At 39.4% G+C, this 23,260-nt stretch carries 22 protein-coding genes and 1 other annotated feature; of the genes, 19 read left to right on the top strand and 3 right to left on the bottom strand.

What is annotated here, in order from left to right:
• The first annotated feature begins 14 nt into the window (after positions 1–14).
• Positions 15–479: a GNAT family N-acetyltransferase gene (locus MHI41_RS18860; RefSeq protein WP_272511305.1), complete on the top strand. Its 465-nt coding sequence runs from the start codon at positions 15–17 to the stop codon at positions 477–479.
• 39 nt (positions 480–518) lie between these two features.
• Here the strand turns inward: MHI41_RS18860 and MHI41_RS18855 are convergent, their stop codons facing one another.
• Both MHI41_RS18855 and MHI41_RS18850 read right to left on the bottom strand, forming a co-directional pair.
• A complete protein-coding gene (locus tag MHI41_RS18855; protein WP_342494419.1) occupies positions 519–1,400 on the bottom strand; it encodes an ABC transporter ATP-binding protein in 882 nt (293 codons plus the stop codon).
• On the bottom strand, positions 1,401–2,090 hold the full coding sequence (locus MHI41_RS18850) for an ABC transporter permease subunit (protein WP_046527570.1): 690 nt from the start codon (positions 2,088–2,090) through the stop codon (positions 1,401–1,403).
• Positions 2,091–2,282: 192 nt separating this feature from the next.
• Positions 2,283–2,553: a binding site (T-box leader), on the top strand.
• 111 nt (positions 2,554–2,664) lie between these two features.
• Here MHI41_RS18850 and MHI41_RS18845 point away from each other — a divergent pair.
• The 17 genes from MHI41_RS18845 to MHI41_RS18765 all read left to right on the top strand — a co-directional run bounded on the left by MHI41_RS18845 (position 2,665) and on the right by MHI41_RS18765 (position 19,855).
• Complete coding sequence (locus MHI41_RS18845) at positions 2,665–3,525, top strand: S-adenosyl-l-methionine hydroxide adenosyltransferase family protein (protein ID WP_007497378.1); 861 nt, start codon at positions 2,665–2,667, stop codon at positions 3,523–3,525.
• 14 nt (positions 3,526–3,539) lie between these two features.
• Positions 3,540–4,097 (top strand): ECF-type riboflavin transporter substrate-binding protein, encoded by a 558-nt coding sequence (locus MHI41_RS18840; protein ID WP_317328379.1) that lies wholly within the window; start codon positions 3,540–3,542, stop codon positions 4,095–4,097.
• A 19-nt stretch (positions 4,098–4,116) separates the two neighbouring features.
• Positions 4,117–5,832: an ABC transporter ATP-binding protein gene (locus MHI41_RS18835; RefSeq protein ID WP_342494418.1), complete on the top strand. Its 1,716-nt coding sequence runs from the start codon at positions 4,117–4,119 to the stop codon at positions 5,830–5,832.
• Positions 5,823–6,650 (top strand): energy-coupling factor transporter transmembrane component T, encoded by an 828-nt coding sequence (locus MHI41_RS18830; RefSeq protein WP_342494417.1) that lies wholly within the window; start codon positions 5,823–5,825, stop codon positions 6,648–6,650. The genes MHI41_RS18835 and MHI41_RS18830 overlap by 10 nt, the downstream gene beginning before the upstream one ends.
• 164 nt (positions 6,651–6,814) lie before the next feature.
• Positions 6,815–6,985: a CxxH/CxxC protein gene (locus MHI41_RS18825; RefSeq protein WP_008360116.1), complete on the top strand. Its 171-nt coding sequence runs from the start codon at positions 6,815–6,817 to the stop codon at positions 6,983–6,985.
• An 80-nt stretch (positions 6,986–7,065) separates the two neighbouring features.
• Complete coding sequence (rlmH, locus tag MHI41_RS18820; RefSeq protein WP_342494416.1) at positions 7,066–7,545, top strand: 23S rRNA (pseudouridine(1915)-N(3))-methyltransferase RlmH; 480 nt, start codon at positions 7,066–7,068, stop codon at positions 7,543–7,545.
• 315 nt (positions 7,546–7,860) lie between these two features.
• The gene (locus MHI41_RS18815; protein WP_234823382.1) at positions 7,861–9,009 is read left to right on the top strand and encodes an HNH endonuclease signature motif containing protein; all 1,149 of its coding nucleotides are present in this window, start codon (positions 7,861–7,863) and stop codon (positions 9,007–9,009) included.
• 592 nt (positions 9,010–9,601) lie between these two features.
• On the top strand, positions 9,602–11,431 hold the full coding sequence (locus tag MHI41_RS18810) for a hypothetical protein (RefSeq protein ID WP_342494415.1): 1,830 nt from the start codon (positions 9,602–9,604) through the stop codon (positions 11,429–11,431).
• A 58-nt stretch (positions 11,432–11,489) separates the two neighbouring features.
• A complete protein-coding gene (locus MHI41_RS18805; RefSeq protein WP_342494414.1) occupies positions 11,490–12,356 on the top strand; it encodes an MBL fold metallo-hydrolase in 867 nt (288 codons plus the stop codon).
• Positions 12,357–12,462: 106 nt separating this feature from the next.
• Positions 12,463–14,577 carry an MMPL family transporter gene (locus MHI41_RS18800; RefSeq protein ID WP_317328362.1) on the top strand — a complete coding sequence of 705 codons (2,115 nt, stop codon included), beginning with the start codon at positions 12,463–12,465 and terminating at the stop codon, positions 14,575–14,577.
• Positions 14,578–15,249 carry a response regulator transcription factor gene (locus tag MHI41_RS18795; protein ID WP_342494413.1) on the top strand — a complete coding sequence of 224 codons (672 nt, stop codon included), beginning with the start codon at positions 14,578–14,580 and terminating at the stop codon, positions 15,247–15,249.
• Positions 15,246–16,619, top strand: coding sequence for an ATP-binding protein (locus MHI41_RS18790; protein WP_342494412.1), 1,374 nt, complete (start codon positions 15,246–15,248; stop codon positions 16,617–16,619). The genes MHI41_RS18795 and MHI41_RS18790 overlap by 4 nt, the downstream gene beginning before the upstream one ends.
• A 221-nt stretch (positions 16,620–16,840) precedes the next feature.
• Positions 16,841–17,431 carry a Crp/Fnr family transcriptional regulator gene (locus MHI41_RS18785; protein WP_342494411.1) on the top strand — a complete coding sequence of 197 codons (591 nt, stop codon included), beginning with the start codon at positions 16,841–16,843 and terminating at the stop codon, positions 17,429–17,431.
• Between the two features lie 71 nt (positions 17,432–17,502).
• A complete protein-coding gene (locus tag MHI41_RS18780; protein WP_342494410.1) occupies positions 17,503–17,844 on the top strand; it encodes a darcynin family protein in 342 nt (113 codons plus the stop codon).
• Between the two features lie 106 nt (positions 17,845–17,950).
• A complete protein-coding gene (locus tag MHI41_RS18775) occupies positions 17,951–18,457 on the top strand; it encodes an LURP-one-related family protein (RefSeq protein ID WP_041508058.1) in 507 nt (168 codons plus the stop codon).
• A 17-nt stretch (positions 18,458–18,474) separates the two neighbouring features.
• Positions 18,475–18,981: a hypothetical protein gene (locus MHI41_RS18770; protein ID WP_048002014.1), complete on the top strand. Its 507-nt coding sequence runs from the start codon at positions 18,475–18,477 to the stop codon at positions 18,979–18,981.
• Positions 18,982–18,994: 13 nt separating this feature from the next.
• The gene (locus tag MHI41_RS18765; RefSeq protein ID WP_046527580.1) at positions 18,995–19,855 is read left to right on the top strand and encodes a LysR family transcriptional regulator; all 861 of its coding nucleotides are present in this window, start codon (positions 18,995–18,997) and stop codon (positions 19,853–19,855) included.
• Positions 19,856–19,894: 39 nt separating this feature from the next.
• Here the strand turns inward: MHI41_RS18765 and MHI41_RS18760 are convergent, their stop codons facing one another.
• Positions 19,895–20,791: a PhzF family phenazine biosynthesis protein gene (locus MHI41_RS18760; protein ID WP_342494409.1), complete on the bottom strand. Its 897-nt coding sequence runs from the start codon at positions 20,789–20,791 to the stop codon at positions 19,895–19,897.
• A gap of 253 nt (positions 20,792–21,044) precedes the next feature.
• Here MHI41_RS18760 and MHI41_RS18755 point away from each other — a divergent pair, with 253 nt between their 5' ends.
• A complete protein-coding gene (locus MHI41_RS18755; protein ID WP_342494408.1) occupies positions 21,045–23,228 on the top strand; it encodes a hypothetical protein in 2,184 nt (727 codons plus the stop codon).
• Positions 23,229–23,260: the final 32 nt, after the last annotated feature.

Genomic DNA, 23,260 nt, shown 5'->3' with positions numbered 1-23,260 from the left:
AGGGGGAGATACGTTTGGTCACATTACAGCCGATGTCACAAACGGATTATGACGTCTTGATAGAGGCATCCATTAAGAGGTACGCAGAAGAAAAGATACTCGCAGGGACGTGGGGTCAGGAAGAAGCGCAAAAGAACGCAGAGGAACAATTTGACCGGCTACTTCCTGAAGGCCTTCAGACAGAGGATCATGAGCTGTGGACATTCATGCATGGAGACGAATCCATTGGGTGGGTATGGCTTTGCTATGACCGAGATCATCCTCAGCATGAAGGCTTTATTTATAATTTTATTTTGTTTGAAGCGTATCGGGGAAAAGGCTTGGCAAAACAGGCCATGTCGGCATTAGAAGAGCAGGCAAAGTCATTAGGTGTGAAAAAACTATCGCTACATGTTTTTGCCCATAATCAAATCGCCCGCTCACTTTATGAGAAAACGGGATTTGCTGAGACTGGAATTTACATGAGCAAGCCTTTATAAAAAAAGAGAAGTACCGTGCGGAGAGCGTACGGTACTTTTTTATGTGGACATCATGACATCTTGCGCCGTGACTCGGTATAGGTCGACTTTGCATTTCACAAACGCACGGATGATGGCTGGGACTTGAGCTTCTGAACGAATCAACAATGAGGTCTCGTCATCTCTGATCACAAGGTCTGATCCCACACTTTGTAAGTACTGCGTGAGAACAGGCTTCACCTCATCATCAATCCATGCATGCTTGAAGGTGGCACGAATGGTTGAGGACGTGATGGTTTTCTCTTGAGGATGAGTACTTGAGGACACGATTTTTCCTTCAGATATGAAAGCTGTTTTGGTACAAATAGGCTGGGTGAACCTTGGCTCGTCTGCTGTTAAAAAGACGGTTTTTCCTTCGAATTTTAACGATTCAATCACCCGCTGGATATGTAAGATAGAATCTGCATCAATATCCGCAAAAGGCTCATCAAGTAAAATAAAGTCAGGCTGATGAGCGATGGCCTGAGCCATTCCGAGCCGCTTCTTCATCCCAGGTGTAAAGGCACCGACTTTCTCTTGATGATAACGATGTAAGCCAACAAATTCGAGTAATTCTTCATAATAGCTCGTTTTTTGGCGAGTACCCGTAATTTTCGATAAATAGGCAATATGCTCAATAGCAGTCAGCCCTTCATATAAATCTGTATATTCAGGCAGAACACCGATATGATGACGTACTTTTTTTAACGACGTCATGTTCATCATGATAAACGTGCCAGAGGTGGGGCGGGAGATCCCTGTAATGATATTAAAAAAGGTTGTCTTACCAGCACCCTTCGGTCCAATGAGGCCGAAGATATCCCCTGGATGGATATCAAGGTCAATATGATCTATCGCGACTTTTGTCCGATATTTTTTTGTCAGCCCTTTTGTGTGAAGCACTTAGACATCCCTCCTCTGAAACAGTAGTGCAGTTCCAACGAGTAAGACAACTGTCAATGCGGCATTCATCAGTACATAGGTTAGCGGTTCACTCCAGCGCGCATAATAATAAGGCGTCACGTATTGAAACCAGTGAATCAACCGTTCTGAAGAAAGAACAGACATCATGCTCATGATTGGAAATAGAAAGGAAAACAACATGCCAACAAACATCGATTTCTGTGGTGTTGGAAAGAGCATGGACAAAAACAAAGCACAGGAGATGCCGACACTGATAAACGTTAATATTTTTAAGGCATCTGAGAACAGAAAACGATGTGAAATCACCATATTTAAAATATATGTGGTCATAATGCAACTGAGCCAAAACAGCATCAGCCCAAGATATTTCCCGATGACAATGTTTAAACGGGTCGTTTTGCTGACGAGAAAACGAATGGTTTTCAAATGAATTTCGCGGCTCAAAATATCATGAGATAATAAAAAAATAAGGAAGAAACCAAATAACGAAATCACTAGTTCATTCCCAATGGAATAAGGGTCCTTTGCCTGTTCCCACTTCCCTTGATAAGCAGCTATAAATGGAAGACTTGATACAAAAGTAGATAAAATGAAAATAATAACAATTGTTAAGATGGATTTTTTGCTTTTGAAGAGCTGCTTAAATTCATTCATACAGATGGTCCACACACACTGTACCTCCCTTCATCTTTATTATACCCCTAGAAAAGAAAGACACCATATCTCGCTCTTTAACATTTGCTTAAATTTTATAAAAAAGAAGACTCTTCCAGAACAGTTAACTCATTTTTAAAAATGTTCAGAAAAATATCTTGATTTATCAAAAAACATCATGTATGATAGCTTTAATTCAAGATAGTTAAACAGGCAATGACGAGAGAAAGTACAATCATCAATTTTTCCACAGAGAGCTTCGGCAGCTGAAAAGAAGCAAAAATAATGATTCGAAAAATGGTCTCTGAGCCTCGTGCTGAACATATCCATGATATTAGTAGGTGACGACGAGAGTTGGTACTCGTTATCAAAACCACAGTATATGAGCCAAATTGGAGCTTTGTACTTGTAGAGGCTGTTTAGCGCGAGCAAACAGTAAATAAAGGTGGTACCACGAGACAAATACCTCGTCCTTATGATTCATAGATAAGGATGGGGTATTTTTTATTGTCCACTTTTTTTCATACAAATGTTCAAATGTTCCACGTGAAACACCACAACCATTTTTTCAAATGAAAGGGAGATTAACATGAGTGAACATGCATTGGTTTTACAATCAGATTTCGGTATTGATGATGGAGCGGTCAGCGCAATGTACGGCGTAGCCAATACAGTGAGCAGTGGCATCCGCATTTTTGATTTAACTCACAACATTCCCCAATATGACATTTGGGAAGCGTCTTATCGCTTGCTTCAGACGGTTACATATTGGCCGGAAGAAACGGTATTTGTCTCCGTTGTTGATCCAGGCGTTGGATCAGAGCGAAAGAGCCTTGTCGTCAAAACAACAAGCTCACATTATATCATCACACCTGATAATGGGACACTTACGCATGTTGCGCAGGATATTGGCATCGTGGAAGCCCGTTATCTAGATGAAACCATCAACCGTCTGCCGAAGTCAGGCAAATCACATACATTTCATGGTAGAGACATTTACGCCTATACAGGCGCGAGAATTGCTTCAGGTGTGATTTCTTTTGAAGAGGTCGGGCCAAAGGCGAATATAGAGGACATTATTCACCTTCCAGTCGTACAAGCTTATGCGGAAGAAGAAGTGATCACAGGGACGATTGATATTTTAGATGTGCGGTTCGGAAACCTATGGACAAACATTCATCATACGTTATTTGAACAGCTTTCAATCAATTATGGGGATGCAATAGAAGTTACCATTGCCAACGGGCCAAAAAATGTGTATAAAAATATCATGACCTATGGACGATCTTTTGCCGATTTAAAGGTAGGCGAACCACTCGTATATGTCAATTCACTCGATCATTTAGGCGTGGCGATCAATCAAGGGTCATTTGCAAAGGCTTATAACATCGGTACAGGCACAGGCTGGCGCCTTTCGATTCGCAAAGCTCCGCGCATTATATACGAATAAGAGGAGGAAACATCATGGCAGGTAAACAACTTTCAACGAAAACTGTCGTTGCCATCGGGATTGGCGCAGCCGTCTTTGTCATTTTAGGACGCTTCGTCTCCATTCCAACTGGGATTCCGAATACACAAATTGAAACATCGTACGCGTTCCTTGCATTAATGGCCGTGCTATTTGGTCCTATTGCAGGCGCATTGATTGGATTTATTGGTCATCTGATTAAAGATGCCACCACATTTGGACCTTGGTGGAGCTGGATTATCGTTTCGGGTGTTGTTGGTTTATTGATCGGCTTCATTTCTAACCGTTTAAAAGTAGAAGAGGGCGACTTTGGCTGGAAAAAAATTGCGTTCTTCAACGCCGTCCAAGCCGGCGCACAAGCATTAGGCTGGTTTGTCATTGCGCCGGTACTCGACATTGTGATCTATGCAGAACCTGCAAATAAAGTGTTTGTTCAAGGCATCGTAGCAGGAATCTCAAACATCGTCACAGTCGGTGTACTAGGCACCATCATCATTGCGGCTTATGCGAAAACAAGAAGCAAAAGCGGCAGTCTATCGAAAGAAACATCATGAAGCAAGGTGGAACACATAAATGAAGAAACCGATGATTCAATTCGAACATTTCGGATTCAAGTATCGCAGTCAGGCAGAACCAACATTGAAAGATATCAACCTGACCATCTATGAAGGAGAAAAAGTCCTCATCGCAGGCCCGTCTGGATCGGGAAAAAGCACACTAGCCCATTGTATCAATGGGCTAGTTCCTGCGTCTTATAAAGGTTCTATGGAAGGAAGTCTCCACATCGGCGGAAAAAATGCAGAGAAAGAGAACATTTTCTCCCTCTCACAGCTCGTTGGGACGGTGCTGCAAGACCCTGATGGACAATTTATCGGGCTAACCGTAGGAGAAGACATCGCATTTACACTTGAAAATGATCAAGTCACACGCGAAGAAATGAAAACACGTGTCGAAAAAGCGGCAAAATTAACAGAGGTAGACAGCAAACTCGCATCGTCCGTACATGAGCTGTCAGGCGGTCAAAAACAACGTGTCGCCATCGCAGGCGTACTTGTCAACGATGTTGATATTTTGCTATTCGATGAGCCACTTGCAAGCCTTGATCCCGCAACAGGCAAAGAAGTGATCGATCTCATTGACCGTCTGCAAAAAGAAACGAAAAAAACGGTCGTGATGGTGGAACATCGATTGGAAGACGTCCTCTTCCGCCATGTCGACCGCATCATCGTTGTCAATGACGGCACGATTGCAGCGGATATGACACCAGATGAATTGCTCGCCTCGAATGTATTAGAAGCGGCGTATTTACGTGAGCCTTTATATGTGAGAGCGATGAAATATGCAGGTATTCCGATTGCAGCAGGAGATCAGATCGCTAATTTACAGCATCTCACCTTAAACGACGAGGCAAAAGAGAAAATCGAGCAATGGATGGAAGCATCTGAGCCATCAGTCGAGCAGAATGAAGCGCCGGATTTACTAGAAGTGCGCGAGCTGAGTTTTGATTATCCAACAAGACCTAACACACTGAACAACATCTCTTTTACCGTCAAAAAAGGAGAAATGATCAGCATCGCCGGTGCCAATGGCGCAGGCAAGACGACACTATCCAAGGTGCTCTGCGCATTTGAAAAGCCAACAAAAGGGACAATCCTTTTAAATGGCGATGACATCACCGCAGACACCATCAAACAGCGCTCCGAACGAATCGGTGTCGTCATGCAAAACCCAAATCAAATGATTTCTAAACAAATGATTTTTGATGAAGTCGCACTAGGTCTCGTTTTAAGGGGCGTAAAGGAAGACGACATCAAGGATCGTGTAGAGCGGGTTTTAAAAGTGTGCGGGCTGTATCCATTTCGAAATTGGCCGATCTCAGCACTCAGTTTTGGACAGAAAAAACGCGTCACCATTGCATCCATTCTTGTGTTAGAGCCAGAAATCATCATTTTAGATGAGCCAACGGCCGGTCAAGATTTTAGACATTACACAGAGATGATGACGTTTTTAGAGCAATTAAATCAGCAGGGAGTCACGATTTTGATGATCACCCATGATATGCATTTGATGCTCGAATACACAACAAGAACCATTGTCATTTCAGATGGAGAAAAAATCGCAGATGATACACCAGCCAAAGTGCTGACAGATCAGCTTCTAGTCCAAAAGGCGAGCTTAAAGGAAACGTCGCTCTATGAACTGGCGCTAAAAGCAGACTGGCCAAATCCAAATGAACTCGTGGATCGCTTCATTGAGGTTGACAGAAAGGAACGAATGACATGGCTGTAGACATGCTGTCCTATATCGATCGCCCGTCGCCGATTCACCGGCTGACAGGTGCCACCAAACTCATTTGCTTTATCCTCTGGTCATCCGCAGCGATGCTCACATATGATACAGGCGTATTAGTGTTTATGTTAGTAGCCAGTATCGTGTTCTTTCAACTGTCGAATGTGCGATTTCGTGATATCTCCTTCGTGGTGATCGTCCTGGCGATATTCCTTGTGATCAATAACATCGCCATTTACGTCTTTGCTCCTCAGCAAGGTGTCGCCATCTATGGAGCGAAGCATGAGTTGTTTCATATTGCAGGTTGGTACAATGTCACGCTTGAACAGCTTTTCTATCAATTGAACATCACACTGAAATACGTGACTGTGATGCCAGCGGCGCTTTTATTTATCGTGACAACAAATCCAAGTGAATTCGCCTCATCACTCAGCAGAATTGGGGTCAGCTACCGGATTTCGTATGCGGTAGCGATTGCTTTGCGCTATATTCCAGATATTCAGCGTGATTTTCGAACGATTGCCATTTCTCAGCAAGCAAGAGGCATTGATTTATCGAAGAATGAAAAACTGGGAAAACGAATTAAAAATGCGCTGTCGATTGTAATGCCGCTGATTTTCTCCAGCCTAGAGCGGATTGAAACGATCAGCAATGCGATGGAGCTGCGCGGGTTTGGGAAACATAAAAAGCGCACATGGTTTACGGCGAAAAACTTTCAAAAAGCAGATTATGCGGCGTTATTGTTTGTTGGTGTGGTACTGATCGTATCGCTAGTGATTACATTTGTTAGAGGAACGAGATTTTATAATCCGTTTTGATAGAAGGAAGCCTTCACAGGAGTGGAGGCTTTTTTATTTGGTTTGTGGATAAAAGGTGTGGAAAATGGTAAAAGACTATTAACATGTGAATAAATCGGTTATATTGAACAATGAGCGAAACACTTGTGAATAACCAAACAACATATTGGAGGAATTAGAAACTTATGAACAAATCACTTTATGCTTGTGCAGAACATATAGAAACCGTACTAGACATGTACATAGATGATCACGAAACACCGCCAGAATTCAGAAAAATCGAACATACACACAGCTTATCCACAACCTGTGAATTGTGCGATGAACCTGCAATATATATAGTGGGGAACGAATGATCGGACACAAAATACACAAATTTTATCCACAATTGTTGATAACTCATATGAATAACTTGTTCTTAAGGTGGGGATGACCTGTGAATATATCAATTATCACAGTAGGAAAATTAAAAGAGAAATATTTAAAGCAAGGCATAGCCGAATACACAAAACGATTACAAGCATACGCAAAAATCGAGATCATTGAGCTCGCAGACGAAAAAGCACCCGAGAATCTCAGCGAGCAAGACATGAAAATCATCAAAGACAAAGAAGGCGAACGCATCCTAAGCAAAATCAACCGAGACGCTCACGTCATCGCCCTCGCCATCGAAGGAAAAATGAAAAGTTCCGAAGAATTAGCCGATACAATAGATAAGCTGGCAACATACGGGAAAAGTAAGGTATGTTTTGTCATAGGTGGATCCCTTGGATTAAGCGACGCTGTCATGCAGCGGGCGAATGAGAAACTGTCGTTTTCGAAAATGACGTTCCCGCATCAGTTGATGAGGTTGGTGTTGGTGGAGCAGATTTATCGGGCGTTTCGGATTGTGCGGGGGGAGCCTTATCATAAGTAGGTGGGGTTTTTAAAAGAACCATCAAGAACGTTGATTTTCCAGCGTTTTAGGAGGTTCTTTTTATTTGAATTATTAATAAGTTTATGAATTAACTTATTAAATGGCTATGATGTTGAATTTGTTATTATTTGCTATAATTAAATTAATTTTGATTTTTATTTGTAGGTGTTTATAACAGTAGATATATTAATTGTGAATCCTATAAAATATATTAGTGTTTTAAAACTTAAAGAAATTATTAAGTATAGTAAGGCTAGAGTAACGTGAATCTTTAATGCAGTAAAGAGAGAGACTAAAGCAGTGAGTTTAAAGGAGATGAACGAGGTGAGCAGAAAGATAAGTACTCAGGTTGAAAGAAGGATATATGCTGAATCTATGGGGCGATGTATGAACCCAGAGTGTAAAGTAGATTTATTTAAAGATAGTGGCGACATAATGGAAAAGGCTCATATAAGTCCTTATTGTGATACTAAAGACAACTCGTATGAAAATTTAATTATTTTATGTCCAAATTGTCATACAAATTTTGATAAAAACAGTGCATTCAGTGCTGATGATGTTGAAAAATGGAAACAAATACGTAAGGTTGAATTTGAGCGTTTTTTTAGTAAAGAGTATGATACATTTGAGGAATTAAAAAGTGAAGTAGTTATATTATTATTACGTAATCAAGAAATTTTTGAAAACTATTATTCAGAGAACCAAAGGGAATTATGGGACATTTTTGAAGGCGAAATTATATCAAATAATAGAAAAATAAGAAAAATTTTGAAAAATAATACTAAGTTGATTCAAAATCATTCTCAGGAAAGTTACTCAAACTTAGCATTAGTACAAAGATTTATGCTTCATATTGATGAATTTGAAGCTACTCGAATAAGTAAAGAAAAAATAAGACATGTATTATTTCCGGCTGAGATTAACTCCTTGTTTGGAATAAAACCTGTACATGAAAACTTTATGCCATCTGTAGAGTCTATTGAGAGTTTAATATCAGTATTACTGAATAAGGGGGAATTTGAATCTATTGTTTTAGGCATTAATAATCCATATATACAGGTTAAAAAAGACAGTTTTTCTGAAAAGATTTATCTAAATGACACTCCAATGTTAAGACAATTATACTATGATAGTAATTGTTTTAGGGAAGTTAATGTACGATTCAAAAGTTTAAATTATGCTTTAAAAGTTATAAAATCAAGAGGTTTAAATTTTGATTTTTTAGAGGTAGACAATCTAAAAGAAATTACAGTAAATGGTGTAAATATAGTTTTTATTTATGAGTATTGCTTAAGTAAAGTTAAATTACAACAACTATGTCCAAAGGAAAAATGTGTGGTTTTAAACTTACATAATTGGAATGGTGAGTGTTGTATTTCAGTGGAAGCATACGAACTAGCAAAAGAAATGAAAGTAACATTACTAACAATGGATAAATTTTATAAATACATTAATGGAATTTAATACAAAAGATTTTGTCGTAGAGAAAATTCTATATCATATAGAATTGTTTAAATCATTTAAAAGTGTGTATTTATTTGGGTCAATTCTCAATGAGAATAGATCCCCAAATGATATAGATTTATTGCTAGTTTACAAAGATTTTTCTAATCAACTTTTAATTGATTTGGATAAGATAGTCACTTTTTTTGATCAATCATATGAACTCTCCTTTGATTTAACTGTACTAAGTGAACGTGAGGAAGAAGAGTTAGGTTTTATAATTAGATTAACCTCAAATTACTTAAGACTGAAATGAAAAATCCTTATATTTAAAAAATGATAATATCTCAAGTGAATTCACTTTTATTATTAAGTAATTAAACTTTTTAACCAAATAATTCTTTGTTCAGTGGAAGATAAAACTACATTTGTATAGATGGTTGAAATTTATTGCTCTTAGAAAACTGCTGTTGCACTATGTAAGGTAATTGGATCATAATTCACTTTTTAAATCAAAAGGTACGGGAATCTAATTATCTCCTATACCTTTATTTACGTTAGAAGATTCAATATATATTCAATCCATAACTATTTAAAGTTAAAGGAGACTTCCATGAGTTTTAAAGCTGACTTTAAACGTGAAATGCGTAACGTAATAAAAGACGTAGAAAAAGAAATAAATAAAACGTGGAAAATTGATTATAAAGGGCATTCTATAGAAATTATAAATCAAATAAAAGAAGAACAACTGATCATTGATGGTGTGACAGTTGATAAAAAGCAACGAAAAAGTGTATTGTCTCATATAATTCCATATTCAACATTATCGGGGATATTGGAACTTCAAGATGGTACAAAACACAAAGTGTCCGTTAAACTGGGTGGGTATGTACGATTTCGTTGTATGGTGAAAGTAGATCATGAAACGGTTTTAGATGATTCAATGAAGATAGACTTTCTACCTTGGGATCATAAAGAGAGAATCGTTCCCTTTATTCAACAACAAATTCAAACACATCATAAAATAGTAGACGACCGTTTACCAGATGAAGACTTTTTATTTGACGAAAATGAACCACGATTGGCTTCCGGTTTATCTGGTTATTATGTAGATGAACGACCTGCTCCTTTTTATGTGAAGAAACTATTGAAGCTTTTTGAAATACAACTGAATCATCCTACAAACGAAACTAGAAAAAAAACATATGAAAAAATCATTTCTAACAATATGGCGAGCCGCAGCAGTGAGCTAATTGACCGATTTCAGCAAACACAATGGGATGAATCCCGTGTACAGCAAGAAGCGTTATGGCTTCTTGAGCATGCGGCACATCGGGAGGTCGTCAAATTTGCAGTTATGATACTGGGATGTACGAACTGTGAAAAATACAAAGAGCTTTTATTCACAATAGGTATGCATGAAGAATTTACTTCTTATGTCGTGTTTGCATTGAAGAATGGCACAATTCAAGGAAACGAACATGTTTGGCGTCTTGCAAAGTCCGTCGATGGATGGGGGAAGATTTCGGCTGTTGAGCAATTGGAAGCATCGACGCCAGAAATAAAACGATGGCTCCTAACAAAGGGCTGCGAAAATACAATCATGAATGAATACTTAGCTTATACTTGTGCTCTTAATGGTGATCTGGAAACAGCTTTATCAGAAGATGAAATTTCCAAAGAATTATACGATGGAGCGAGTCTCATCATTCAAGCATTATTAGAAGATGAGGTTTCTATCTACGGAATCGATGAGTATCCAAATGCAAGCTTAGTTCTCTGCCGTTTTATTCACCATGCTCATAAGCACTGTCAATCAATTGAGGACTTTTATCCAATATTGAAAATAAATGAGTTTTTAAATGATGAACAAGAGATTTGGGAAGACCGATTGAATGCTTCATGGGAACAGGACGATTATAAGGCTATCCAGGAAGCTGTTCAACCGTTTATCAATAACAGTAGATGGCCAAAGCTTGCGATCGATTCGTTACAACAGGGTTTTAGCTCCCAAGCACTTGAAATCGCTCTCTTTTATCGTTTAGATGTGATTGAGCATCTATTTGCTTTGCTTGAGAAAGATCCGACAAATAGTGAAATATACTTTGCTGTGATGGACACAAGTCAACACCCGCATATTAGAGAGCTTTGCACATTTGCAGAAACACATTTATCGTTATCAAACCTCTCAGATGATGAAGTGGCTTGTCTACAATATATTGTGCAAGATTTATATGAACACGACGGTGTAGGATTGCCATTGATTCAAGCTGCACTTAGATCAAATGATGGAAATTTACAGTATCATGCTTTAAGTGTATTAAAAGAATGGTCTCCTTCGTATTCTCAGCAAGCGGCCACAAGAGAATTGATTGAACATATTGCCGTGAAGACAAAGGAGAAGGAAGATCGAAAGTTAGCCAAATACTTATTAAAGAAATAGGATTGGGTTATCTTCGCACTACGAGAATAAAATCTAAATATTAGAAAGCAGGCACACCATGCACACAATCAAAAAAATAGGCAAAACCTTCTCCTACATCACACCAGTATCACTCACCGACCGCCCCATCCTAGGCATGGTCGAAGGCAATAACAAAACATTAATGATCGATGCCGGAAACTCAGAAGATCATGCGAAATATTTCATCCAAAAAACCTTAGAACACGAGAACGCCAAGCCTGATCTCGTTGTCCTCACGCATTGGCATTGGGATCATATCTTTGGTCTACCGGCGTTGCCTCATGCGGTTTCAATTGCTTCTGCAAAAACCAGAAAGGAAATGGAGAAGCTTCTTCCGTTTTCTTGGTCAGATGAGGCGATTGATGAGCGGGTGAAGGAAGGAACGGAGATTGAGTTTTGCGCGAAGGCGATAAAAGAAGAATTTAAGAATCATCGAGAGATTCAGGTCGTTTTACCGGATGTGACGTTTGATCGTCGGATGGAGATTGATCTTGGCGGGGTGACTTGTGTTGTGCAGCATGTTGGAGGCGATCATGCCGCAGATTCAGTGATCGTGTATGTGAAAGAGGAAAAAATCCTGTTTCTTGCTGATTGCATTTATCCGAAAATGTATGCAGAAAAAGTACATTATACGGTAAAAGAAATCTTGCGTCTTTTAGATGAGTTAGATGCATTTGATGCTGAAACGTATATTCCTTCACACCAAAGACCATGGACAAAAGAGGAGTTTCGTCAGGAAAGAGACAAGCTTCGGATGATTGCGAAATACACGGATCTTTGTGGTGGAGATCAGGAGAGAATCAAGAGTGAATATCAAACACATGTGAACAGAGAGCTAAAAGAAGATGAGTTAGAGACGATCGCTTATTTTGTAAATGGTTATGAAGGATTAGCAGAGGGATAAACCTCTGCTTTTTTTATTTTCATGGCTCTTCCTTTTCCCAGAGTTTATTTCAAGTTTATATACGAGCGATATACTCGTACCGGTGAGAAAAGGAGGAGAACGATTAATGAAAGTATTCAGATCATTTATGGATAAAATGTCGACAAAAAAAGGGGCTTGGCTGACTGTTATCATTTGGCTTGTTCTCATGATCGGGTTGAGTGCTGGTCCTAAATTGGGCGATCATACAGTGAGCAATTTTCAATCTTTACCTAGTGATGCTCAGTCCATCGTGACACAAAAGAAGTTAGATCAGTATTTCCCAAATGATAAAGGAACTCCGGGATTATATGTGTTCCATCACCCTAATGGAAAGCTGGCTATTCAAGATGTAAAAACGATCATTCAAGGAATCAAAGAGGCAAAGATTGAGGGGATTGAAGATATTGTCGATGTGTCCGCATTGCCTCCTCAAGCGTTATCCGCTTTTTTATCAGAAGATGAAACGACGATGATTGTGCCAATGAACTTGAAAGCGGGATTAGGCAATGCTGATTATGCAAAGATTAATGATGAGACAACGGATGTCGGTACAAACATAGCGAAAGGGCTAGATGCTGATTTTTATATTACGGGCCCAGCAGGTATAGCGGGGGATACGGTTAAGCTGTTTGAATCTGCCGACTTGAAACTGCTATTAGCTACTGTTGCAATCATTTTGGTTTTATTGATTGTCATTTACCGTTCTCCGTTATTAGCGATCATTCCATTGTTCGCAACGGTCATTGTCTATCAAGTGGTGAATCAAGTTGTGGCTTTACTTGGCGTTGGTGGACTTGATATCAATAACTCGACCACTTCGATTATGAGTATTTTATTATTTGCTGCTGTGATTGATTATTCATTGTTTGTTTTCTCGCGTTATCGTGAGGAGTTACAACTCTATGAAAATCAATTTGAAGCGATGAAAGTGGCGATGCGTTCAACAGCCAAACCGGTCTTATTTGCAGGCGGTACAGTATTTGCGGCTATGATCATATTATTTGTGGCGGATTTCCGTGATTATCAAAACTTTGCGCCAATCTTTGGTGCTGCGATGGTGGTCATTATGATGGCTTCTGTCACACTGATTCCAGCCTTGTTTGCATTATTTGGCCGCAAAGCATTTTGGCCGAAAGTGCCGACATATGGTGAAGCAGAAGAAGCAAAACATGGCATATGGGGACCTCTTGCCAAATTCGTGGTTCGAAAACCAGGATTAATTGGTGGTGCGGTCTTACTGTTTTTACTTGTGACAGGTGCGAATATTTTCAATTTACATTATGAATTTAACTCGGTGAAAAATTTCCCGAAAGATTTACCTTCTCGTGTTGCATTTGAAATCGTCGAGGAAAAATTTAATAAAGGTGATCTAGCCCAGACAACAGTACTTGTGACTGGTCAAAAGCTAACTCAGGAACATTTACAAGAAATCTCCGCCCAATTCTCAGAAAATGAAGAGATAGGATCGGTTCGCCCTTCGGGGGTAACCAAAGATGGAGAGCACGGCAAAATGACGATATCATTAAAAGTGAATCCATACAGTATAGAGGCCATTGAATTTTTAGGAGATTTACGTACAGATCAAGCCACCTATCGATTATCAGATGGTCAAAAGGTTCAGTTATCTTTTGCAGGCACAACGGCTAAATTAGTGGATGAGCAACAAGTGAATCAATCCGATATTAAAAAGATCGTTTTACTGGAAACATTACTCATTCTTGTCTTGTTACTTGCTTTGACTCGTTCCATGAAAATGTCGATTTATATGATGGCGACGATTTTAATCTCATTTGTGTCTGCATTAGGCTTAGGTATTTTCTTAGTCGATGTGTTATTTGGATATGATGCGATTTCAACTCGTGCCCCTGTGTATGCCTTTATCTTTCTCGTGGCATTAGGGATTGATTATAACATCATCCTTGTGAGCCGTTTCTTAGAAGAACGTCAAACGTTACACGTCAAAGCTGCATTAGAAGTAGCGATACGAAACACAGGCAGGGTGATTTCTTCAGCGGGGATCATTCTTGCTGCAACGTTTGCCGCATTAATGACCATGCCGATTACCGATTTATTTATCTTTGGTTTTATTGTCGCTATTGGGATTATCATCGATACATTCTTCGTGCGAGGAATGTTGCTGCCGTCACTCATATTATTCTTTGAAAAAGACAAAGCTAAGGAAATAAAGGAGGAAGGATAATTGCATGTATTGGTTGTGGATGATGATGAAGCCATTTTGCAATTAGTGTCCATCCATTTAGAGCAGGCGGGATACCAAGTGACAAAAGCAAGCAATGCTGAGGCAGCGCTTGCTTTTTTGCAACATCAGTCATTTGATCTTATGATTATTGATGTGATGATGCCTGGGATGGATGGCTTTCAGCTGGCGAACATTGTGACGAAACAATATGAACTGCCTGTCATTATGCTGACAGCGAAAGGGCAGATTGAAGATAAGCAACAAGGATTTGAACAGGGGATTGATGATTATATCGTCAAACCATTTGAAACGAAAGAACTGCTATTCCGTGTAAATGCGATTTTACGACGATATCGTAAATCCATAGAAGCTATAAAGACTGCGGGAAATGTTCAAATTGATACGAACCGTTGGGAATTAACGATTGCCAATCAGCAATATATCTGGCCCATGCGTGAATTAGAAATTCTGTATTATCTACTGCAGCGGGCAAACCGCAATGTAAGCCGCTGGGACTTAATTGATGACATTTGGGGGGATACGTTAGATCAACCCGAATTCACATTAAACACGCATATTAACCGCATACGAGAACGTTTAAAAAGAGCGGAAGCGACGATTGAGATTGTCACAATACGTGGTTTCGGCTATCAACTTGAGGTAAAAGAATGAAACTACAACAACGTTTTATGCTATATACGTGTTTGATTGTTTTGATTAGCATCTTCATTGGATTTATTTGTTCTAACTTGATTTACAATCATGTTGTCAAAGAGCAAATGAATGATCGATATTTAGTCATTGCCGAGCAGTTATCTAAACAAATCAAAGAACACGAAATTACCTTGCGGGCATCTTCTGACTTTTTGCAAACCATGAGCGATCTAGGGTACCAAATCGCTTTGGTTAAAGAAGATGGGGAGATGAAGATGTTTGGTGAACCATTTAAAACGAAAAAATGGAATGACCAAATGCACGCCTTATTTGAAGGCGAAAAAGCGTACAACGGGATCAGATCCTTTAGAAATTCATACTTAATCATGAGTCATTTCGCAAATGATATAAAAAATACGGTAGGGACGAAGATAGAAATTGAAGGGGAAGAATGGGGCTTATTTCTACGTCCGAATAATATCAGTTTCTTTACAGAGTTCCATTTGATTATTTTTGGATTTATCTTCGCCGTTTTTGTGAGCAGTATCATTGGCATTTTATTCATGTCTCGAAAGGTAACCCAATCTCTTTCAGAATTGACGAGTGCGACGCAAGAGATGGCAAACCATAATTTTCAGTATCCATTAATGATCAATCGAAAAGATGAAATTGGTCAGCTCGCTGATCGTTTTCGGATGATGCAGCAGAAATTAGAGAATACCGATCAAGCAAGGAAGAAATTTGTGAATAACGTCTCGCACGATTTTCAGTCACCACTATTAAATATACGAGGGTATTCTGAATTACTAAATGAGGAGATTTCATCAAGCGAAGGGAAAAAATACAACCACATTATTCAAACAGAAGCAAAGCGATTATCTAACTTAACGAAACAACTTCTCATTTTAACCTCTATTGATCAAGGGACATATCCAACGAATAAACAAATCGTCAGGGTGGATGAGCAGCTTCATCAAGTGGTCCATTCGATGCTATGGCGGATAGAAGAGAAAGGTCTAGAAATTAAGTTGGATCTACAGCCTGTTTCGGTATATGCGGATCGGACTTTGTTGATCAATGTTTGGGAGAATTTAATTGGCAATGCCATTAAATACAACAAAGAGTTTGGGGAAATCAGTATTCATTGTAATGAAAATGAATCGGAAGCGGTCGTGACAATTAGAGATACGGGGATTGGCATAGAACCGCACACATTAGAAAAAATATTTGAACGTTTTTACCGGGTAGATCAGGCACGAAATAAAGAGGGAATGGGTCTTGGATTATCCATTGTGCAAGAAGTCCTGTCGTATCACAATGCTTCTATTGAAGTAGAAAGAAATGAAAAAGAAGGAACGACCTTTACGACGGTTTTTCCAAAGGAATAGTATTTGAGAAAAGTCTCGTCTGTGTGTGTCAAATGAGACTTTTCTTTTCATGATGATCTGTAATCGCTGTTAAGTCTGCTTGTAAATGGATGGTCCACTCAAAAAAAGTGATTTTTTTCATTGTTTCTCCCCTCATCTTCGCTTATATTTCCATTATAACCTGAGTGTTTTCTGACACCATTTTTTATCAATTCTTCTATTAATCGAGAGGTTACTTACAGATGGACAAAATAACTGACCCATACGACACTTTCAAAACCAAAATATCGAAATATCCAATTGAACAAAATCATTGGCAAGCCTTCAAAGATGGAACAGCGATTAAACAATTAAAAGCGGGTACATGCATGATCAAGGCTGGCGATCCAGTGAAGCATGCTTATTTCTGTCTAACGGGGCTCTTCCGTCTCTTCTATTTGTTACCGGATGGAAGGGAATACAACGTGGCTTTTACGTTGGAAGATGATTTTGCTACTTCTTATGCAAGTATGATCAACGGGCAGCCTTCTCCTTATTCGATTGAAGCGATGGAGGATTCTATCGTGATTGAAATTCCGTATGATCTGCTTCAAATGTTGATGGACAGAAGTCATATGTGGGAGCGGTTTGTTCGGGTGAGTGTTGAAAGGCTGTATACGAGAAAGGAAGAGCGTGAGAGGGAACTGCTATATTTGCCAGCAATTGAGCGATATCAGGCGTTTTTATTGAAATATCCCGGGTTACATCAACGTATCGCTCAATATCATATTGCCTCATATATCGGTATTTCTCCGGTTTCGCTGAGCAGGCTGCTACATCCTGCTGAACATTAACCTATGTTAATGCACATTCTCTAGATCTGGCGTACAATCATCACATCATAGAAGAATCGAGGGGCATGATGATGAAATATATGATGGTTGTTTTATTAGAGTTCTATCCATCTTGGCTTGCTTTACCACGAGAGGAGCGGAGAACCCATGCGGCTTCGCTGCAAGAGTTGATGCAGAAATATGAGGAACATGTGACGGTGCGCTTTTTTGATGCTGAAGCTCTTCCAGGTAAGGATTACACAGATTTTGTGATGTGTGAAACGGATGACCTGAAGTTCTATCATTTTATGTGGGAAGAGATTAGAGATTCTATTCCTTACACAAGTGGTTATGTCAAAATTAAAGAGATCATCATGGGAATGGAAAATGCTTTTCAAACATATGAAAAAGAATCTCTGAAAATGGATCAGTAATCGAAAACCACCTGCTATCAGGTGGTTTTTTGCACATTCTATTTTTTGGTATAATCAGAGGTAATGTAAGAACGGATAAATTTTTTGAACTGAATCGGAGGTACATATGAAGCAGCTGTATATGAAGCAGAAGGTATTTAGTCTGAGCGGAAGGTTTACGGTAAAGGACCAACAGGAGAATGATGTATATGTAGTCGAAGGCAGCTTTATGAAGGTGCCAAAGACGTTTACCATTTTGAATACAGAACGAGAAGAAATCGCTGTGATTACAAAGAAAATGTTTAGCTTTTTACCAAAGTTTTTAGTAGAAGTCGGAGGGCAAGAGGTATTGACGATCAAAAAAGAGTTTACGTTCTTCAAAGCCAAATATTCAATTGATGCTGCTGGAATCGAAGTACAAGGGAACTGGTGGGATATGAATTTCCAAGTGCTGCAAAGCGGCGAAGTGATCGGTCAAGTGAAGAAGGAATGGTTTACTTGGGGGGATAGCTATAAGGTGGATATTTTGAAAGAAGAGATGGAGCCTGTGATGATTGCATTGGTTGTTGCGATTGATTGTGTGAAGGCGGATGAAGCGGCGTCGAGGTCTTCATCGACGACGATGAATAATTAATTGGAGGGTTTAAAAAGTTGGACAACCTCACCCGCATTTTAAGATTAAGAGATGCAGAGATATGGGAGTATGAATTTCTCGATAATAAAGACATCATCGTCTATTTCTCGATTAAAGATTTAAATAGAAAAGCAACGATTCATGATAATCCTCTGGCCACTCAAGAAGAACTGGATGAAAGAGATAATTACATATCAATGGATGTGCACAGCCATCTAGATCTCAAGAAAACGCTAGAAGAAGATATATTTGATGACTTTATCACCAATATCTCAGCTTTAGTAGAGCATATGCATGATTTTCACAATGCGCATGTTTTTATTCACATGCATGTTCATGACAAAATCGAATTGACAGATTTTCAGTTAGAAAAAGATGAAGAGATGCATGGCGATGAAAAAGAACAACTCTATACATTTAAACGTTTATGGATTCAGCAGGCATGTTTTCAATTGGTCGAACAACAATTAAATCGAAAAATCACAGACATGTCTAACAGTAGGTTTTGCCAAGATCTAAAGTGAGGTGAGCAAACGAATGACATTCCCATACAAAGTATTTCAAACAGTTGTTGAATGCGGCAGCTTTACAAAAGCTGGTGAGAAGCTTGGGCTGACGCAGTCTGGGGTGAGTCATAATATGGCGAAGCTTGAGTCAGAGCTTGGGATTGTGCTGCTTCATCGGAATCGAAACGGGCTGTCGCTGACAGATGCAGGTGAGCGGGTGATGCCGCATATTCGCCAAATCATTCATCATGCGTCATTGCTTGAGCAGGAGGCGGCGTTGATTCAAGGGATGGAAGTGGGGAGTATTAAGATCGGCACGTTTTCTAGTTTTTCTTCAAAAATGCTTCCGCAGCTGATACATCGATTTACGAAAAGTTATCCCAATATCCAATTGGAGTTATACGAAGGCGGCTATGAAGAGATTGAAGAGTGGATCGCGTCTGGCACAGTTGATCTTGGGTTTTTAACACAGCCATCTAGAGATTTGGAAACTGTTCCATTGTTTCAAGATGAATTGGTAGTGCTCATGCAAGAGAGTCATCGTTTCCATACAAAGAAGGTGATGGAAGTCGCTTCGTTCCAAGATGAACCATTTATTATGCCAAAAGCGGGCTGTGATCAACTCATTAAGAAAATATTAAAAGAAAGAGGCGTAAAACCCCATGTTTTATTTGAGATTGGGGACAACAATACGCTCATCTCTATGGTTCAGGAAGGCCTTGGGCTCACGATCATTCCGAAGTTGATTTTGCCGCCTCAGGTGCCTCATGCGAACGTAATTCCACTTGAGACCAGTGTTTATCGCGAAATCAATATGGCGTTTAAATCTTTTAACGCAGCCTCTCCCTCTACTAAAAGATGGATTGAAGTGGTCAAAGATCATTTTAAATAGATTCAGCTTGAACGAGAGTCTCTATTCAAGCTGATCAATTTATAGCGTGATTACCCCGCGAATGGTAATAACCGCTGCACCTGCAACTTTAATCACCGGCTTTGCTTCATTCGGAATGACCGTGATACGAAGCAATCCTGGTCTGCCGATGGCATCACCTTGAGCAATGCGCAGATGAGTGATTTCTTGCTGAGGAATGATCCCTTCCAAATACAGATATCCGGCTAATGCTCCGTTTGCTGCTCCCGTTACAGGATCTTCGGGTATACCAATGCCAGGTGCAAAATCCCTTGTATAAAGATCACAGTCTTTTGTGGATTGAAACGTATAAAGATGAGTCGTTGTGATACCCTGCGCTTTATTCATTTTCCCTAAAGCTGCTAAGTTTGGTGCCGCTTGATCAATGTCATCCTGATGTTTCAGCGGAACCAGGAGATGCCAGTTTCCGGTGTTTGCTAATTTTATAGGATAGGATGGATCAATCCTGTCACTGCTTATACCGAGCATGTCACTAAGCTCTTCTACATCGATGATAAAATCTCGCGTCTTTGGCGTGACCTGTGTCATCTCCACATCCACAACTTTGCCATTTTCCTCGTGCCATATAACGGGAACATGGCCGATCTTTGTTTCTAACACAACCCCTGATTTTTCTTTAGCCATCCCTAGCTCCGTCGCTAAAAGCCAAGTCAATCCAACCGTCGCATGCCCGCAGAAATTGACCTCTTCCGTTGGAGTGAAATATTTCACTCGATAATCGGCTTTCTCATCATGTGCCGGCAGTAAGAAAACGGACTCGGGTAAGTTCAACTCCTTGGCGATATTTTGCATCTCATCCTCCGTTAACCATTCCCCATCCAACACCACCCCAGCGGCATTACCTCCAAACTTCTCAGTTGTAAACGCATCGACATGATACACTCTAATATCTTTCATCTGACGAATTCTCCTAAACATGTTGTTATGTTCATCATAAGTTTGTATGATGCATTCGTAAAATGAATCTTTTTGATGTGATGAATTTGTATGATTAATGCAAAATGAAAAATCGTTCGATATCACCCTCTATATCTATGAATATGGATTTTATACAAGTCTTTAGACTCAACATTAAACCTTGTACCTATATTGGTTAAAATGTATAATATTTGTATATAAAAACATTAATAGGAAAAGAGAGGATATCTTTATGAAAATAGTCCTGAAAGTAGTAGCTTCTATTCTTTGTATGATGATGTTGAGTTTGAATATACAAGAAAATGTAAGTGCCGCAGAGGGTGGAACGAAAACAACGGTTGATCGTTATCAATATGGTGATAACTATTTGACGGGTAAAACAACGCCAAATGCGATTGTCGCATTTGCAGATTGGGGTGTTCCTGCTAATTGGAAATCTAAATATATGCACTACGCAACAGCAGATAGTAACGGAAACTTTAAGTTGTTCTCTTCAAATTTTAGTTCAGGCCAAACGATAGAGCTAGATACGTATGACCAAAATGGGACAAAGCTTTCTTCAAACAAAGTGTATGTTTTCAAGGAATCGTTTACCTCATTAGATCCGATATATGATACTTCTCAGGAGCTAACTGGGAAAACTGTGAAGAACACAAAAGTAGAGGTCATGAAAGATGGTGAAGTGATTGCCTCAGGAACATTTAATGATGCCATTCATTTAAAGCTTCCTGTCCTAAATGCAGGCACATTCCTAACAGTGAAAATGACGACTGGCAGCAATATCGACGTTTACAAAAAAATTGTTAATCCTAATAAAATCTCACTTATTCCTACGACAAAATGGTCTAAATCAGTGAAAGGCCAAACGGGAATTCCATATGCAAAGATCGTCTTTAAAAACGAGAAATCTGGTGTCATCAATCAATCGGTGACAGCAGATGGAGATGGAAATTTTGAATTTAGTGTAGACAAAGATACCCTAAAGCTCTTAGACCAAAATAAATTACAAGTCATGGAACCAGCATATGACAATGTTTTGAATGAAAGATTTTTTCGTATCAGATCGACGGCTCCAACAATCAACCCATTTACCCAGCTATCAACATCAATTAGTGGAACCGCAACTCCAGAAAGTATCATCCATATTCTAAATGGAGAGGACCAAATCATTGGAGAAGGTCAGACAGACGCTAAAGGGTTTTATGAAGTTCCTGTTTCAAAGCTAATCGGTGGCGACTTAATGACCGTAAAGTCGTTCATGGCTGATAACCCGACTGAAGCAAATCAATCTCAAGAAGATGTACAGAAAGTATTTGTGGAAGAAATCGATGACTCAAGTGATACCATTAATGGAATCAGTACTTTTGGGGATAAAGCTGTTGTAGAAGTGCAATCTGATTCATCGAATAATACAATTAAAGCGATGTCCAAGCTCAGCACAAGTTCCACGATAAAGAAATATGGACCATTTGCCATTACGCCAGGAAAAAACTTCAAATTAAAAACGGGAAAATTAAGACAGGGATCTAAAGTGACGATCACGTTGCTAAGTGGAAATAGACAGGTCTCCCTGCCTGCTGTAACCGTCAAAAAAATCGTCACATCTCCGCTTGCAGCATCCCAAGTGAAGGTGACGAACAATAAAGGTAACAACGATACGGTGACGATAAAAGGAATCAAAAAACAATCCGTCATCAAAATCTTTAAACAAGCTTCTGGTGGAACAGCGATTGCCCAGCAAACTGCATCGAGCTCGAACATGACGATTTCCATGAAACAATTGGGTCAAACAAGTGGAACGCTTTATATCAGCATGAAAGAACCTGGTCTAAAAGAGGGAAATCGAGTACCAATTCGCTATCAGGGTGAAAAATCAGACGCTCTAAAAGTCAACCAGATCAAAATCAATAATCTTAAAAATAAAAATGACGTCATTACAGTGAGTAAGCTTAAGAAAAAAGACGTCATCAAAGTTTATTCAACAAACGGCAAACTACTAGCCGCATCAAAACCGGCTAACAGTTCATCCATCAAATTGTACGTCAAACAAGTTGGGGCTAAGAGCGGAAAAGTATTTGTTACACGAAGCAGTGACAAGATGTTGGAAAGCGGAAAACAGGCTGTTTCTTTTAAAGGTGAGCCATCCTCTGCATTAAAAGGCAGCCAAATCAACATCGTCAACAACAAGAAGAAAAATGACGTGATCACCGTCAGTAAATTAGCGAAACAGGACCTTGTTAAAATCTATAACCAATCAGGAAAATTAATTGGTCAGTCAACGGTCTCTAAAGGTAAGGTTGTAAAGGTGACCATCAAACAACTAGGCGCTAAGGGCGGAAAGATCTACGTTACCGTTACAGGAAAAGGAATGTCAGAGAGTAGTAAGATAGTAAAGACGTTTAAGGCTGAAAAGTAGATTTTCCTAATAAATGATCACACTTAATTTCT

Source organism: Bacillus sp. FSL M7-0307 (genome assembly GCF_038627835.1).
Taxonomy (GTDB): Bacteria; Bacillota; Bacilli; order Bacillales; family Bacillaceae; genus Bacillus; species Bacillus altitudinis.
This window is presented reverse-complemented; position numbering and strand designations above follow the sequence as displayed.

Coding starts and splice junctions, on each gene's coding strand:
- MHI41_RS18835 (WP_342494418.1), top strand. CDS start 4,117: ATGAAGAAACCGATGATTCAATTCGAACATTTCGGATTCAAGTATCGC.
- MHI41_RS18785 (WP_342494411.1), top strand. CDS start 16,841: ATGGACAAAATAACTGACCCATACGACACTTTCAAAACCAAAATATCG.
- MHI41_RS18825 (WP_008360116.1), top strand. CDS start 6,815: ATGAACAAATCACTTTATGCTTGTGCAGAACATATAGAAACCGTACTA.
- MHI41_RS18805 (WP_342494414.1), top strand. CDS start 11,490: ATGCACACAATCAAAAAAATAGGCAAAACCTTCTCCTACATCACACCA.
- MHI41_RS18815 (WP_234823382.1), top strand. CDS start 7,861: ATGAACGAGGTGAGCAGAAAGATAAGTACTCAGGTTGAAAGAAGGATA.
- MHI41_RS18790 (WP_342494412.1), top strand. CDS start 15,246: ATGAAACTACAACAACGTTTTATGCTATATACGTGTTTGATTGTTTTG.
- MHI41_RS18845 (WP_007497378.1), top strand. CDS start 2,665: ATGAGTGAACATGCATTGGTTTTACAATCAGATTTCGGTATTGATGAT.
- MHI41_RS18755 (WP_342494408.1), top strand. CDS start 21,045: ATGAAAATAGTCCTGAAAGTAGTAGCTTCTATTCTTTGTATGATGATG.
- MHI41_RS18830 (WP_342494417.1), top strand. CDS start 5,823: ATGGCTGTAGACATGCTGTCCTATATCGATCGCCCGTCGCCGATTCAC.
- MHI41_RS18765 (WP_046527580.1), top strand. CDS start 18,995: ATGACATTCCCATACAAAGTATTTCAAACAGTTGTTGAATGCGGCAGC.
- MHI41_RS18775 (WP_041508058.1), top strand. CDS start 17,951: ATGAAGCAGCTGTATATGAAGCAGAAGGTATTTAGTCTGAGCGGAAGG.
- MHI41_RS18800 (WP_317328362.1), top strand. CDS start 12,463: ATGAAAGTATTCAGATCATTTATGGATAAAATGTCGACAAAAAAAGGG.
- MHI41_RS18780 (WP_342494410.1), top strand. CDS start 17,503: ATGAAATATATGATGGTTGTTTTATTAGAGTTCTATCCATCTTGGCTT.
- MHI41_RS18760 (WP_342494409.1), bottom strand. CDS start 20,791: ATGAAAGATATTAGAGTGTATCATGTCGATGCGTTTACAACTGAGAAG.
- MHI41_RS18810 (WP_342494415.1), top strand. CDS start 9,602: ATGAGTTTTAAAGCTGACTTTAAACGTGAAATGCGTAACGTAATAAAA.
- MHI41_RS18840 (WP_317328379.1), top strand. CDS start 3,540: ATGGCAGGTAAACAACTTTCAACGAAAACTGTCGTTGCCATCGGGATT.